Raw genomic sequence first — 14,515 nt, 5'->3', positions numbered from 1 at the left:
AGATGAAATACATCATAACATTTTTTTTGGGCTTGATGTTGTTGGTGTCCTGTGCCGAAAAGGTAGTGGAGGAGCCCGAAAACTTGATTCCCAAGGAGGAAATGACCGAGATTCTTCATGATTTGGCCATTTTGAATGCAGCTAAATCTGGAGCAAGGAACAAGTTTAATGAATCAGGTATTGATGTAATGGAATTTCTATACGAAAAATACGGTATAGATAGTACCCAATTTTCACAAAGCGACCTTTATTATGCATCGCTTCCGCTGGAGTATCAAACTATTTATCAAGAGGTAGAAGCTCGGTTAAAGCGTCAAAAAGATACCCTCGAAGCAATAGGAAAACGGAGAAACGACAGTGTTCGTAAGGCTAATCTAAAGCGGAGTGATTCGTTGAAAGCACTTAAAGAAAAAGGAGAGGTAAAAAAAACTAAGCCCGTTCCTTAAACTTATCGCAGCAAAAACATATAGCCTTGTCCATGTCCTCAAAAATAAAATCCAATTCAGATTTTATTTTTTGGTTACTGAATATTTTTTTACGGTACAGGCCTTTGGCCACAGCCTTGGAGAGCTTTCTTCTTTTACCGAATACATTGCTGCGTACCCAATCCCATCGCCAAAAACATTCGAGCATAAATTTGGAGACCTCTTTGGTCGGTGGAGCTACACCTAGTTGAGGCGCGATTTTTTGGAATAATTCTTTGTAGGTCATATTTTGGTTCACCAGAATAAAGCGTTCCGTTTGAATGTTGGAATCCATCAATTTGGTCATCGCATTGATGACGTCGTTTATAGTGATAAAACCGGTTCCGCCAGGAATAAAATACTTCTTCCCATTGGATACATAGGTAAAAAAAGTTCCGCTGCCCGATTTCCAAAAACCGGGCCCAATGACCACTCCAGGGTTGACAATAACAATGGGGAGCCCTTCTTGCGAACCTCGCCAAACCTCAAGCTCTGCATTATATTTTGTAATGCCATAGACATTGGCCTTGGCTTCGTTCCATTCATTTTCCTCGGTCACCTCTTGTTGTTTGATGCTGGGGCCAACGGCTGCAATGGAACTTACATAACATAGTTTTTCAATACCGTGTTTTAAGGAAAGGTTCACTACATTGGCCGTGCCTTCCACATTGGTACGTTCCAAAATCTTGTAATCTTTTGGATCAAAAGAGATCAGAGCGGCACAATGGTACACTTGCTCAACACCTTCAAAAAGGGAATCCAATCCGCCCACATCGGTAATATCGGCTTTTACCCAATCAATTTTATCCATTAAAACGGATGGATTGTCTGTATAATAACCAAAAACCTTGTGGACTTTTTCCATGGACGCTTCGGTCCTGTAATTACTTCTGACGGTCTTTCCATTGCTGATCAAATGGAAAAGTAAATGGGAACCGATCAGTCCAGTGCCTCCTGTAACCAAAATCATAAGGTAAAAGTACCTATTTGTGGTGGAAAAATTGAGCGAAATGCCAACTTCATTTTATATTTGCAGCTATTCCAAAAAACTGATCATGACGAAGAATTTTGTTCAAGAACTGCAATGGAGGGGAATGGTACACGATGTGATGCCAGGAGCCGAGGAGCACCTTATGGAGGAAATGCGTGCCGCTTATGTTGGGATCGATCCTACGGCGGACTCTCTTCATATTGGCCATTTGGTAGGCGTTATGATGCTCAAACACTTTCAACTGGCCGGCCACAAGCCCTATGCTTTGGTAGGAGGTGCAACGGGAATGATCGGCGATCCATCTGGCAAGTCGGCCGAACGGAATCTTTTGGACGAAAAAACACTTCGTCACAATCAAGAGGCTTTAAAAGAGCAATTGAGCCGGTTTTTGGATTTTGAAAGCGGGGAGGACAATGCGGCGGTACTCGTCAATAATTACGATTGGATGAAGAACTTTTCATTCTTGGAGTTCATCCGTGATGTTGGTAAGCACATTACCGTAAACTATATGATGGCGAAGGATTCCGTGAAAAAACGTCTTTCTTCGGACGCCAAGGAAGGAATGTCCTTTACCGAGTTTACCTATCAGTTGGTTCAGGGCTATGATTTTCTGTATCTCTACCAAAACCATGATTGTACGTTGCAAATGGGCGGTAGCGACCAGTGGGGAAACATTACAACGGGCACGGAACTTATCCGAAGAATTGGTGGTGGAAAGGGCTTTGCCCTTACCTGCCCGCTGATCACCAAGGCCGATGGTACCAAATTCGGGAAGACTGAAGGCGGAAATGTTTGGTTGGATGCTGAACGAACCTCTCCTTATAAATTTTACCAATATTGGTTGAACACTTCCGATGAGGATGCCGAGAAATACATCAAAATATTTACTTTTTTGAGTAAAAAGGAGATTGAGGATTTGGTAGCCGAGCATAAAGAAGCACCCCACATGAGGGCATTGCAAAAGAGATTGGCCGAAGAAGTTACCATTATGGTACATTCCCAGGAAGATTTGGACAATGCCATCAAGGCGAGTAACATACTTTTTGGGAAATCCACTTCGGATGATTTAAAACAACTTAACGAAAAGACATTTTTGGATGTTTTTGACGGGGTTCCCCAAGCAACGGTTGGTAAAGATGAACTTGAATCTGGTTTGGACATGATCGGGGCCTTGGCAGCTAAAACAGGTTTTTTGGGTTCCAATGGCGAGGCTAGAAGGGAATTGAAGCAAAATTCCATTTCTGTAAACAAGGAAAAGGTAAAAGAGGATTATTTGATTAAGGCTTCAGACTTGATCAATGATAAATTTGTGCTGCTTCAACGGGGCAAGAAGAATTACTTTGTTCTGGTAGTGGAGTAGTTTACAGCACCATTAGATTACAGCCTCTAATATCTGAATTGTCAAAACGGCCCAATACCTCAAAAGTTCCGTTGGGATGTGTTTTGCCTAAATCTTGCGTAGCAATAAAGGAACAGGAATAGATGTTGGCCAAATCAATAACGTTGATGCCCCCTGTTTTTCCGTTGGGCTGAACGGTTAAAGGGTCTTCGGTGTCACGTGTTATGATTTTCATCCAAGGTGGGGTTTGAAATATACCGTTTCCTTTGGAATATGCTTGAGACAAAAGTTCTGTCATCCCATATTCGGAATGGATTTTATCAACACCCAATCCCTTTTTCAAGATGTAGTGCAGTTCTTCACGGATAAGCTCTTTGCGACGTCCTTTCATGCCCCCGGTTTCCATAACAATGGTATTTTTTAATGTTGTGGGAAATTGTTCAGCCAAATCCAAGAGGGCGAACGAAACACCGATCAATAAGGTTTTGGTGCCTTTTTGCTCCAATTCCTGTAGTTTTTGATGGAGTTCTTCCAAATTATGAAGATAAAACCCACTACTGGGGTGTTCCGATTTTTCAACGAGACTGTTGATCATATAGATCAAAGAGGAACCTTCTCTTTCCAGATAAGAGGGTAAAAGCGCCAGAATACAAAACTTTTCGGGTTTACCGTAGAATAGTTCAAATGCCTCAAGGAAACTTTCTTCGTACAGTTTGATGTCTGGCACCAAATGCTTGCTTGTGGTGCTTTGTGTAGTTCCGCTACTGGTAAAAATGGTTTGCGGTTCTTTTTGAGTTGAAACAATCCTATGTGTCTTAAAGAAGGAAATAGGCAGAAAAGGTATTTCCGATGAGCTTGAAACATTTTTGGGAGATTTCTTTAGATGAATGCAAAAGTCCTTGTACACCTTATTGTTTACGTATTGAAACTTGAAAATATCCAATGCGACTTTTTCAAATTCGTCCGCATTATTGATATTAAAAATCCGATGGGTGTCAATCTGTTTCATTCATGGGCAAAAGTACCCAAAAATAAAAAAGCCCTTCGCAAAAAAGGGCTTCAAAATATCTTGTGTTATATTATTTAACGACCAGTTTTCGGGTCATTGTTTTTTTAAGTTCCGTTACTTGAAGCACATAAACACCTGGTACCAATCTGGATATGTCCAAAGTGTTGGTGCTGATTCTTTTGGTGAGAACAACTTCGCCGAAAACATCGTAAACCTTAACATCCTTGGTTCCGTTGGTTTCCGTTGTAATGTAAACTTCACTCCCATAAGCAGGGTTGGGGTACATTTTAAAACCCTTGAGCTCTTGTACGGGCTCATTATTAACTGTAACCAGGTCTTGACCGAAAGAAAATAAAGGTAAAGCCATAAGTAAAACAAAGTAGATTTTCTTCATGTATGCTGATTTGGGGTATATGCGCAGTTTAAAGGTAGGTAAACAGGCCAATGCTGACCATTTTATGTTGTGAAAGTACTAAAACCGGTTGTAAAGCGTTGAAAACTGTTGTTAAGAGGAATTATAAAGCAACGAAAATGGACTGAACTACTTCACAATGAGCTTTCTAGTAGCTACTTTATTTTGTTCAAAAACCCTAAGAATGTAGACTCCTTTAGTAAGTTCGGAAAGGTTGAGTTCCTTTCCAATAATGGTGGTTTGGAGCACTTGTGTACCCAATACATCAAAAACAAGGATTTTTTTAGGGGAATTTTGAGTTGTCTCAATATAAACCTTTCCTTGGGAAACAGGATTAGGGTATAACTTAAACCCGTCAATATCCGCACTTGATTTGGCACTTTCCTGAGAAAAGCCAAGTGTACAGACTAATAATAAAATGACGAAGTAAAAGTGCTTCATACGTTAATGGTTGCAAACGGTATGCCACAAATATATAAAAATTGCAATGCCAAACCGGAACCTTTTGACGAATAGGGGGTTACTTTTCGATGAAATGCAAAAAAAGCCCCCAATAGTGTCGGGAGCTTCTTTAAATACAATTGTTTTTAGAATACTAAAAGTTAAGGCTATACCCTAACGAAAAAGCTGTTCCAATTTCCCTGTACGAGAAATTTTGCTTGGCCGCGCCAAACGAATCATATAAGCTTTCCCTAGTGTCATTGAGTATGTTGTTTACTTTAAGGGTTATTTTGCTATTTTGTTCTTGCCCAAAAGTTTTTGAAAAATTAAAGTTCAAACTATTAAAAGGTTGTGTGAACACATCCGGATTTTGCCCAAAACCGACTACTTCCAAAGTTTTTCCCTGAACATTGTAGAAAACCCCTGTCTCAAGACCAATATTTCTGTTGTTATAGTTTAGTCCTGCATTTACCAAAAATGGGGATTGCCCTTGCAACTGTCTAGTTTCATCAATGGTTTCACCATCCCTGGCAAATGTTTGTCTGGAATCATATTCTTGATTTTCTCCTTTTGCCATCTCTATTTTGGAATCGATTATAGAAACGTTCACGTTCAAACTCAAATCCTTTAATCCTTCAGTGATAAACCCAAAATTCTTTCTGGCTTCAAATTCCAATCCCAAAACATCTGCCGATGGGGAATTTCGAGGGGTAAATTGGTTAGGTGCTGTTATATCGTAGGCAACAATTTCTATCGGGTCTTTAAACTTCTTGTAAAAACTACTGATAGCAAACATTTGTGCACTATCGCCAAAAACTTCAAACCTAAAGTCAAAATTGTCAATATATGTAGGTTGTAAGTCCAAGTTTCCAAGAAAAAGGACACCTGTCAATAAATCTGCAATCTGTACTACGGATAGTTCTTTAAAGCTTGGCCTTGCCGTGGTTTTGGAATAGGAAAGTCTCATGTTCACATTGTCCTTTACCTCATAGATAAAGTTGGCCGAAGGGAAAAAGTCCAGTTCGCTTATGGTTTTTTCTTCGTTGTAAACTTCGGTTCCAGTATTGTTTTGTCCAGTAAAAAAGGTGGTGAAGTTTTCGGCCCTAACCCCAATGATGGCTCTTAATCTATCGGCAAACTTGAATTCATTGGAAAGGTAGAAAGCGGTAGTATTCTGATTTGAATCAAAACTATTTGCAGGCTGAAAGTTACCTCTCGCATAAGAACCAGAATTGTTTTCGCGGGTCCAAATGTTTTCTTCCAATAAAATTGCATCTGGATCTCCATTAAGACTGGCCGTGCTAAAATTATAGAACGCGATATCGTAGTTATAGATGCCGTATTCTCGCTGTTTGTAGCTGTAGAGCCCTCCAAATTTAAATAGAGCCTTATTGTCGAACAGGCTATAGCTTTTAGTAAAGTCTATTTTACCAACAGCATTTACCTCTTTCAAATCTCTCCATAGTCGGGTTGGAAAGCCTGCGTCCGAACTAATGGTGAAACCATCGGGGTTGACTATGAAAGTGGTTAGCCTCACATCTTTATCCTGAACGCTTGTTAAAGTTGGTGACAAGCTCCATTCCGAAGTAAAAGAAGCATCTTCAGAGGTGTGTTTTCCAGATAGCAACAAATTGCTCACAGAACGTTCGGAGTATTCCAAATTGTCCTTTACCACATCAAGGGCGTTGGAAATTTCGGTTCTTTGGTCGTACAACGCTGCTCTTGATTCCCCATTTTGGATATGTAGTAGGTTTAAACGGTATTTTGACCTCCCTGTTTTATAGGAAAGTCCCACCAAAGCAGAACCCAATACATTGTTGGTTCCCAAATCACCTCGTTGCCTCCTGTCAAAACGAAGTTCATAGATATCACTTTCTGGGGCTTTCTGATAGATACCGTTCTCAAAACCTTCATAAAACCTTGTTGTGTTTTTATAGTCCAAAGAAGCAATAAAACCTAAAGTGTTGTCGCCTACATTAAATTGGTTGCCATAGCTAAAACCTAGACTAAAATCGGGTTTGGATGTTTGTTCCTGAGCGGCCATGTTGGATTCAAAAGCTCTGGTGTAATCATCCAAAATACTATTTCTATTGGAATCCGATGGGCTTGGAATAACTGAATTCGAAGGGAATGGAAGTTCTCTTGTGCCGTCATCAAACCCCAAAAAGTCAGTTGCGCCACCTTCATAACTTAAGTAATTGTCTTGAAAGTGCATACTTGGGTTATAACCGACCGAAGCAGAAATGGACATCTGCTTTTGTGTTGGAAAATCTTTTGTGATGATATTGACTACGCCTCCTGTAAAGTCAGCTGGTAATTCAGCTGATGCTGATTTCAAAACAATCACGTTTTCCAAAATGTTGGTCGGAAAAATATCCATTTGAACAGTATTCTTGTCCGGGTCAAGTCCAGGGATGTCCATGCCGTTCAAAATGGATTTGGTGTAACGATCGCCCAATCCCCGCACATACACATATTTCCCATCTTGCACGGAAACTCCCGGCACCCTTTTTACGGCGGAAGCTATATTGCTTGCTCCCATTGTTTTGATACCTTCTAATGACAATCCGTCCATAAGGGTTACGGAATTCTTTTGAAGGTTCAATACAGAGGCTTCGGTATTTTTCCTTACGGTTGTTGTAACGACTACTTCGTCCAATTGGGCTGAGGCAGGCTGCAGCAGTACATTGAGTTCAGTAATCTTGCCGGCCTCCACGACGACATCGGTAATTTCTTGTGGGGTATACCCAATATATGAAAATACCACAGTGTACGTACCTGGTTCCACTTCTAGGGAATAGGCCCCCTCAAAATCGGAGGTAGTACCAACTGTAGTGCCCTTCACTAAAATATTGGCAAAAGGCAATACATCATTAAACTCACCATCTGTCAACTCTCCTCTAATGGTACCTACTTGTGCGAAAGCAAACTGAACCAAAGCCAGCGAAATCGCGATTACTGAGAGGATTTTTTTATGCATTTTGTATGATTTAAATAGTGTTCAATTATTCGACAAAATGTCCAAAGACTATAAAAGCCTTTGGACATTTCCTTTTTTTAATAAATTATTTTGAGACCTAGAAAGCGCTCTCGCTAGAAGCAAAAGTCCATGCAAATACAGTTGTGTCTGCACCGACTGAAGCATCTTCGGGAGCTGCTATTGATGTTACATTGTTTAAGAATTTGCTTTCGTCGCCAAGAGTAAAGTCTCCACCAAAAATATCGGCCAAAACAACACCTTCGGGCAATACAACTTCCCAGTTGGAGAAGGTAATCCTGTCGTTGGCAAGTTCCGTTGCGGAGTCTGCACCGTTGATGTTCACAGTGGCATCGGCTCCAAACCCATAAGCAAAAACGTTGTTAAGGTTGGCGATAAGCCCGTCCCTAAGGTCTGCGTACTTGCTAGAAGTACCTGCACCGATAAGGGTGATGTTCTCCAAGGTGTAACCTCCTTCTGTTGCTGCACTTCCCTCGGGTCCATCAAGTTCAAGACCAGTGCCTGATTCCGCAGACATGATTACCATACCATTGGTCAAAGAACCTGTCCAAGCTTGATCGGCATCAAAACCGTCATCCCCTTGGGACCATACCAAAGCATTGGTCACATTCACAGATCCACCGAACCACTCGATACCGTCATCTTGGTTGGCCACGATTTCGATGTGATCAACCGTTGTGCCGGAACCAACACCACCAAGAGTCAAACCGTTGATCTCGTTGTCTGTTGCTATGGCCACTCCGCCGTGACGGATGGAAATGTATTTCAAAGACCCAGAATTGTCCGCTGGGTCTGTACCACCGTACTGTCCGTAATCTTCATCTGCAGGGAGTCCTTCAATCTGGGCAGTTTCGATATCCCCGTTTACGGAGATGGGAGCTTTACCCAAAACAATTACACCTCCCCAAAGACCTGTATCGGCAGCGGTAAGTGTCCCAGTGGTCTGTCCTTGCTCAATGCCATCGAGCACAGAGGTAAAAATGATTGGGCTTTCGGCAGTACCTTCGGCCATTAATGTACCGCCTTGATCAACCACAAGTGCAGAGGCAAGAGTTTCCTGTCCTTCGGCACCTTTAATAATGGTACCCGGTTCAATGGTCAAGGTTACACCATCACCAACAATTACTTTTCCATCCAACACATAAATGTTTTCGGCAGTCCAGGTTTCATCAACCGTAAGGAAACCAGTTTTTGTAATAGTAGTTCCTAGAGGTTCTGCAGGAATGGCACTTTCGGAAGCGGCCAATGTCCAAGAAAACACATCAATATTGGCACCTACGCTTCCTGATCCTACTGCTGTTGCATTATCTAAGAATTTGCTTTCATCGCCAGGTGTAAAATCACCGGCAAAAATATCTGCCATTACAACTCCTTCGGGCAATACAATTTCCCAGTTGGAGAAGGTGATCCTGTCATTGGTAAGCTCTGTTGCAGAATCGGCACCGTTGATGTTTACAGTGGCCTCAGCTCCAAAATCATAAGCAAAAATGTTGTTAAGGTTGGCGATAAGCCCGTCCCTAAGGTCGGCGTACTTGCTGGAAGTACCTGCACCTATTAGCGTAATGTCCTCTAAGGTGTAACCTCCTTCTGTTGTAGCACTTCCCTCAGGTCCATCAAGCTCAAGGGCAGATCCTGACTCAGTGGACATAACGACCACACCATTGGTCAAAGAACCTGTCCAAGCTTGGTCGGCATCAAAACCGTCATCTCCTTGGCTCCACACCAAAGCGTTGGTCACGTTCACAGTTCCACCGAACCACTCAATACCATCATCCTGGTTGGCAACGATTTCGATATGGTCAACCGTTGTGCCGGAACCAACACCACCAAGTGTCAATCCGTTGATCTCGTTGTCCGTTGCGATGGCCACACCACCGTGGCGGATGGAGATGTATTTCAAAGATCCGGAATTGTCCGCTGGGTCTGTACCACCGTACTCACCATAGTCCTCATCTGCAGGGAGTCCTTCAATCTGGGCAGTCTCGATATCCCCGTTTACAGAGATGGGAGCTTTACCCAAAACTATCACACCTCCCCAAAGGCCTGTATCGGCAGTGGTAAGTGTTCCAGTGGTCTCTCCTGGCTCAATTCCATCAAGCACAGAGGTAAAAATAATCGGGTTTGTAGGAGTACCTTCGGCCATCAATGTACCGCCTTGGTCCACTACAAGGGCAGAAGCAAGGGTTTCCTGCCCTTCTTCACCTTTTATAATGGTACCGGCTTCAATGGTAAGGGTAACACCGTCACCTACCACTACCTTGCCGTCCAATATGTATACGTTCTCAGCAGTCCAAGTCTCATCTTCGGTAAGGACACCTGTTTTGGTTATCTCCTCACCGGATGGTTCTGGCTCTGGTTCCGGTTCTGGTATAGCACCGTTATCATCGCCACTACACGCTCCTATAAAAAGCATGGCAATAGCTAATAAAGGGGAAATAAATTTTTTCATAATTCTTTGTTTTGTCGTTTAATAAGTAGGATATGATCCTTATGTTGAACGTTGCAAAGAAAGGTGGGGGTTGTAAAAGCCGTGTTAGTTGTGTGTTAAGTGTTTTTGTTGTTAGTGTTACAATAACGTTACTAGATTAAATGAACGTTAAGCGTTTATCCCGTAAGTGTATTATCTTTACATTTGGGCGATTAACATAGAAATACCATCCCATGAAAAACAAGGACATTAAGATTCTATTGGTAGACGATGAACCTGATATTCTGGAAATTATAAGCTATAACCTTTCTGCGGAGGGGTATGAGGTCTTTACCGCCAAAAATGGTGTGGAAGGCGTTGCCAAGGCGAAAAAGAAGAGCCCCCACCTGATTATTATGGATGTGATGATGCCAGAAATGGATGGCATTGAAGCATGCGAGGTAATCCGAAACACGCCTGGACTGGACCATACAATCATTACTTTCTTAACCGCACGTGGGGAAGACTACTCCCAAGTAGCAGGTTTTGATGCTGGTGCGGACGATTACATAACAAAACCTATAAAACCAAAAGTATTGGTCAGTAAGGTGAAAGCCTTATTGAGAAGGTTGAAAGATGACAAAAAAGAAGTAGAGGAAATTGTCAAGGTCGGGGACATCGTTATTAATCGTGAGGAATATAAAATCGTGAATGATGGCGAGGAGATGGTATTGCCCAGAAAGGAATTTGAACTTTTGTCTTTGCTGACATCCAAACCGAACAAAGTTTTTAAACGAGAAGTAATTTTGGACAAAGTTTGGGGCAACGAAGTTGTTGTTGGCGGTCGAACCATCGATGTTCACATTAGAAAACTGCGCGAAAAAATCGGGGACCACCACTTTAAAACCGTTAAGGGCGTGGGGTATAAGTTTGTGCTCTAATGGCCATTAAACTAAAGAAATCATACAAATTTGCCCTAAGATCTTCTTTGGTTATCACCGTTTTGATTACTGCTGTCTTCGTAGGGTTTCATTTGGATGCGGATTACATGAACTGGCCGCATACCCTTCTTTTTGCACTAATTTGTTTTGCAATTTGTTTTGCAATCATCCAAATTCGGGTAGAGCGCTTCATATACAGACGTATCAAGAGAATTTACGATGATGTGTCCCTTTTGGAATCCTCATCCTTCTCTTCCAAACCCGTAACCACGGATATGAGAACTTTGGTTCAGGAGATTGAAAGGTTCGCCGAAGGGAAGAAAATAGAAATAGACACCCTTAAAATTCGTGAGGAGTATAGAAAGGATTTTCTGGGCAACGTTTCCCACGAATTAAAAACACCGCTTTTTACCGTTCAAGGCTATATTTTAACACTTTTGGACGGTGCCATGAAAGACAAGAAACTTCGAAAAAAGTACCTTCAGCGAGCCAATAAAGGTGTAGAACGCTTAATTTATATTGTAAAGGATCTCGATTTGATTACCAAGCTGGAAGCGGGTGAGTTAAAGTTGGAACGAGAGGATTTTGATATTATTGAACTTATTGAAAACACCTTTGATTTACTGGAGATGAAAGCGGCCAAGAAGGAAATCTCCCTCACTTTTGATATGGAGTATACCGAGCCTATTTACGTGAATGGGGACAAGGAAAAAATCCAGCAGGTAATTAGCAATCTTTTGGTCAATTCCATCAAATACGGTCTGCCAAAAGGAACCACGGAGGTAAGTGTGGAAAATCTTATTAAAAACAAGGTAATCGTTAGGGTTACGGATAACGGCGGTGGAATCCCAAAACAGCACATTCCAAGACTTTTTGAGCGCTTTTACCGCGTGGACCAAAGTGGAAGCCGAAATGAGGGTGGATCAGGTCTTGGACTTTCCATTGTCAAGCACATTGTGGAGGCCCACGGCGAAAAAATCTATGTGGAAAGTGAGGTCGATGTAGGTTCCGAGTTTTCCTTTACGTTGGAAAAGGCCTCCACGCCACCAGTTTTGGAGAAAACTTCAAATAAGGAGAAAAAATCAACGCTGGAGTCAAAATGAGCCAGCCCATCAAAATCCTTTATTTTGGATAAATCATCAAGTTTGAAATCTTCCTGTGTGCTATAAGGAACCAAACCTTGTTTTTGCATCCGTTTGGCCAAATATTCCTGTTCGTATTGACCAGGGGTTGGAATAAAAAAGGCCTTCTTCTCCAATTTTGCCAGGTCCATAACAGTGGTGTAACCCGATCTGCACAGCACTTTTTCACTTCGATTCAGGGCGTTTTCCAGTTCATCGGACTTCATAAAATTGTAATGGAGGATTTTCCCTTTTGACGTCTGAATTCCTTCCTGGACTTGTTTATCCTCGATTTTGCCCTTAACAAAAAGAATGTTGCCCTCGAATCCCTGTAATTCAACCAGTAGTTTTTCTTCCAACAAAGTGCGTTGAGGCTCAGGGCCTGATAATAGAACCATCAAATCGTTCGTGATGGAGAGTTTCTTTTTCTCAAATCGGCTCAAAGGACCTAAATAGACAATGTTTAGCTTGGTTTTTTTTAGATGCCCCAACTTTCCTGTCAAGTTGGGTTTTTTCTCCACATCGGGAACCCAGCAGGCATCAAACTTTTTTATGATTTTTTGATGTGCTTTGGAGCTCATCCAAGTTGTGTTGCCCGAAAGTACGTTGAGCTGGTGTGTGATGAATACGCAAGGCACTTTTTTGTAATAAGCTCCTAATCGGTTATCGGAAATGATTCCGTCCAGGCCATGCTCCTTTACCAAACGCTTCACGGCTTTCTTTTCCATGGCAATGGCTTTGAGGACTTTGGGGGAATCCCAAATCATTTTAATTTTGAAATTCTTCCCTTTCTCTGCATAGGAAATTTTATAGGAAGGTAATTCAAAAGCGGGTAATTCTGGAAACTCCTTTTTTAGCAAGGATAAGGCCACCCCGTCTGAAGCCAAATAGGGTTGTTGACCGTGCTTTATCAATTCATGGATTACGGGTATGCACCTAGTGGCATGTCCCAGTCCCCAGTTCAACGGGGCGACCAGAATACGTTTGGAAGAATTCATATCAACAAAAAAACAAAATGCGAATTGCTTTTAGATTTCCTTAGTTTTGCCAAATCATTAATTTTTTGCTCAATTCAATACGAACGTGGGAAGTAAGAACAAGCTGAAACGGTTCAAGGAAAACGAAACATTTGCCAATGTGGTCCAGCCCACACGGGAAGAAGTTTTGGATGGATTCAAGTACAAGGGGAACTGGGCCTCTTTTTTTGGAAATGATAACCCCATAGTATTGGAGCTAGGCTGTGGCAAGGGTGAGTATACGGTTGGGCTTGCAGAAATAAATCCAGACAAAAACCATATCGGAATCGATATTAAAGGTGCTAGGTTTTGGAGGGGTGCAAAAACCGCTTTGGAAGAAAAATTGGATAACGTAGCATTTTTACGTACCCAGATTGAATTGGTGGACCATCTTTTTGGCGAAGGGGAGGTTAGCGAAATTTGGATAACATTCCCAGACCCGCAAATTAAGTACAAACGCACGAAGCACCGAATGACGAACCCCGTATTTTTGGAGCGATATAAAAAAATTCTGAAGCCAGGAGGGCTTATCAATTTAAAGACCGATAGCGAGTACATGCATGGGTACACCCTTGGGCTTTTGCAAGGCTTGGGGCACGAAATTATATATGCCAATCACGATGTATATAAGAACGAAGGAGCACCTCTCGAAGTATTCAAAATCCAAACTTTCTACGAAAATCAGTATCTTGAAAAAGGAAAACCAATTACTTACATCCAATTTAGGATCAACTAACCAATGACCCACGTACTCATACTTTTTTTTGCCACATTTTCGGCAGCCTTTATGGCTACTGTGCCGCCGGGGTTGCTCAATATGAACGCAGCCAAGGTAAGTGTGGAAAAAGGAAAATTGAACGGCGTTATTTTTAGTTTGGGTGTTTCCAGTACCATTATGGTGCAGGCTTATATTGCAGTGTATATCTCTAAATTTTTGTACCGTAATCCGGCGGTGATAGATGTACTGTTCAAGATTGCTGTGGCCGTATTCGCCTTTTTTGCTGTTTACTTTTTTGTGATTGCAAAGCGTAACAAAGCAAAGACACAAGCCATTAAAGAGGTCAACCTGAGTAAAAAGAACAGTTTTTTCAAGGGAGTTTTGTTGGCTGCCCTTAATTTATTGACCATTCCGTATTACAGCGGCCTAAATGCCATGTGGAACGAGGCCGGATGGATTAAGTTCGAGGCCAAGGACATTACCACTTTTGTGGTCGCCGCAGGGGCGGGAACATTTTCAGTTTTGTATCTCTACACCTTTTATTTTGATAAGATGGAGACCAAGACCAATCGTTTTTCCAAGAACTCCAACTACATTTTAAGCGCTTTGATGCTTTTGCTGCTCGTGATTACCTTGATTCGCATAATGTACCGCTAAT

12 protein-coding genes and 1 pseudogene are annotated in these 14,515 nt (G+C 41.9%); 6 read left to right on the top strand and 7 right to left on the bottom strand.

Features of this window, described 5'->3' with window-relative positions; genetic code table 11:
* The first annotated feature begins 2 nt into the window (after window positions 1–2).
* Window positions 3–446, top strand: a complete 444-nt coding sequence (locus tag GO009_RS03935) for a DUF4296 domain-containing protein (RefSeq protein ID WP_163624915.1) — start codon at window positions 3–5, stop codon at window positions 444–446.
* Here GO009_RS03935 and GO009_RS03930 read toward each other — a convergent pair.
* On the bottom strand, window positions 430–1,434 hold the full coding sequence (locus tag GO009_RS03930) for an NAD-dependent epimerase/dehydratase family protein (protein ID WP_163624914.1): 1,005 nt from the start codon (window positions 1,432–1,434) through the stop codon (window positions 430–432). The genes GO009_RS03935 and GO009_RS03930 overlap by 17 nt on opposite strands.
* A gap of 85 nt (window positions 1,435–1,519) precedes the next feature.
* Between GO009_RS03930 and tyrS the strand changes: the two genes are divergently transcribed.
* Window positions 1,520–2,815: a tyrosine--tRNA ligase gene (gene tyrS / locus GO009_RS03925; protein ID WP_203532324.1), complete on the top strand. Its 1,296-nt coding sequence runs from the start codon at window positions 1,520–1,522 to the stop codon at window positions 2,813–2,815.
* 1 nt (window position 2,816) lies between these two features.
* Here the strand turns inward: tyrS and GO009_RS03920 are convergent, their stop codons facing one another.
* The 5 genes from GO009_RS03920 to GO009_RS03900 all read right to left on the bottom strand — a co-directional run bounded on the left by GO009_RS03920 (window position 2,817) and on the right by GO009_RS03900 (window position 10,103).
* Entirely contained in the window at window positions 2,817–3,803 is a 987-nt protein-coding gene (locus GO009_RS03920) for an acyl transferase (RefSeq protein ID WP_163624912.1), read from the bottom strand.
* A 70-nt stretch (window positions 3,804–3,873) separates the two neighbouring features.
* Window positions 3,874–4,197, bottom strand: coding sequence for a T9SS type A sorting domain-containing protein (locus GO009_RS03915; RefSeq protein WP_163624911.1), 324 nt, complete (start codon window positions 4,195–4,197; stop codon window positions 3,874–3,876).
* A 147-nt stretch (window positions 4,198–4,344) separates the two neighbouring features.
* The gene (locus GO009_RS03910; protein ID WP_163624910.1) at window positions 4,345–4,656 is read right to left on the bottom strand and encodes a T9SS type A sorting domain-containing protein; all 312 of its coding nucleotides are present in this window, start codon (window positions 4,654–4,656) and stop codon (window positions 4,345–4,347) included.
* A 154-nt stretch (window positions 4,657–4,810) separates the two neighbouring features.
* Window positions 4,811–7,636, bottom strand: coding sequence for a TonB-dependent receptor (locus GO009_RS03905; RefSeq protein ID WP_163624909.1), 2,826 nt, complete (start codon window positions 7,634–7,636; stop codon window positions 4,811–4,813).
* A gap of 97 nt (window positions 7,637–7,733) precedes the next feature.
* The gene (locus GO009_RS03900) at window positions 7,734–10,103 is read right to left on the bottom strand and encodes a hypothetical protein (RefSeq protein ID WP_163624908.1); all 2,370 of its coding nucleotides are present in this window, start codon (window positions 10,101–10,103) and stop codon (window positions 7,734–7,736) included.
* A 212-nt stretch (window positions 10,104–10,315) separates the two neighbouring features.
* On the opposite strand from GO009_RS03900, the gene GO009_RS03895 reads away from it, so the two are divergent.
* Together GO009_RS03895 and GO009_RS03890 are read left to right on the top strand one after the other, a co-directional pair.
* On the top strand, window positions 10,316–11,002 hold the full coding sequence (locus GO009_RS03895) for a response regulator transcription factor (RefSeq protein ID WP_163624907.1): 687 nt from the start codon (window positions 10,316–10,318) through the stop codon (window positions 11,000–11,002).
* A complete protein-coding gene (locus tag GO009_RS03890) occupies window positions 11,002–12,105 on the top strand; it encodes a cell wall metabolism sensor histidine kinase WalK (RefSeq protein WP_239057377.1) in 1,104 nt (367 codons plus the stop codon). The genes GO009_RS03895 and GO009_RS03890 overlap by 1 nt, the downstream gene beginning before the upstream one ends.
* A 38-nt stretch (window positions 12,106–12,143) precedes the next feature.
* Here the strand turns inward: GO009_RS03890 and GO009_RS03885 are convergent.
* Window positions 12,144–13,121 (bottom strand): annotated as a pseudogene (locus GO009_RS03885) (glycosyltransferase); the annotation flags it as partial.
* 85 nt (window positions 13,122–13,206) lie between these two features.
* Between GO009_RS03885 and trmB the strand changes: the two are divergent.
* Window positions 13,207–13,875 (top strand): tRNA (guanosine(46)-N7)-methyltransferase TrmB, encoded by a 669-nt coding sequence (gene trmB / locus GO009_RS03880; RefSeq protein ID WP_163624905.1) that lies wholly within the window; start codon window positions 13,207–13,209, stop codon window positions 13,873–13,875.
* Between the two features lie 3 nt (window positions 13,876–13,878).
* On the top strand, window positions 13,879–14,514 hold the full coding sequence (locus tag GO009_RS03875; RefSeq protein WP_163624904.1) for a LysE family transporter: 636 nt from the start codon (window positions 13,879–13,881) through the stop codon (window positions 14,512–14,514).
* The last annotated feature ends 1 nt before the right edge of the window (window position 14,515 follow it).

This window comes from Allomuricauda sp. TY007 (genome assembly GCF_010468565.1).
GTDB lineage: Bacteria > Bacteroidota > Bacteroidia > Flavobacteriales > Flavobacteriaceae > Flagellimonas.
Note: the sequence above shows the minus strand (reverse complement) of the source record. Positions and strands in the feature narration are given on the sequence as shown.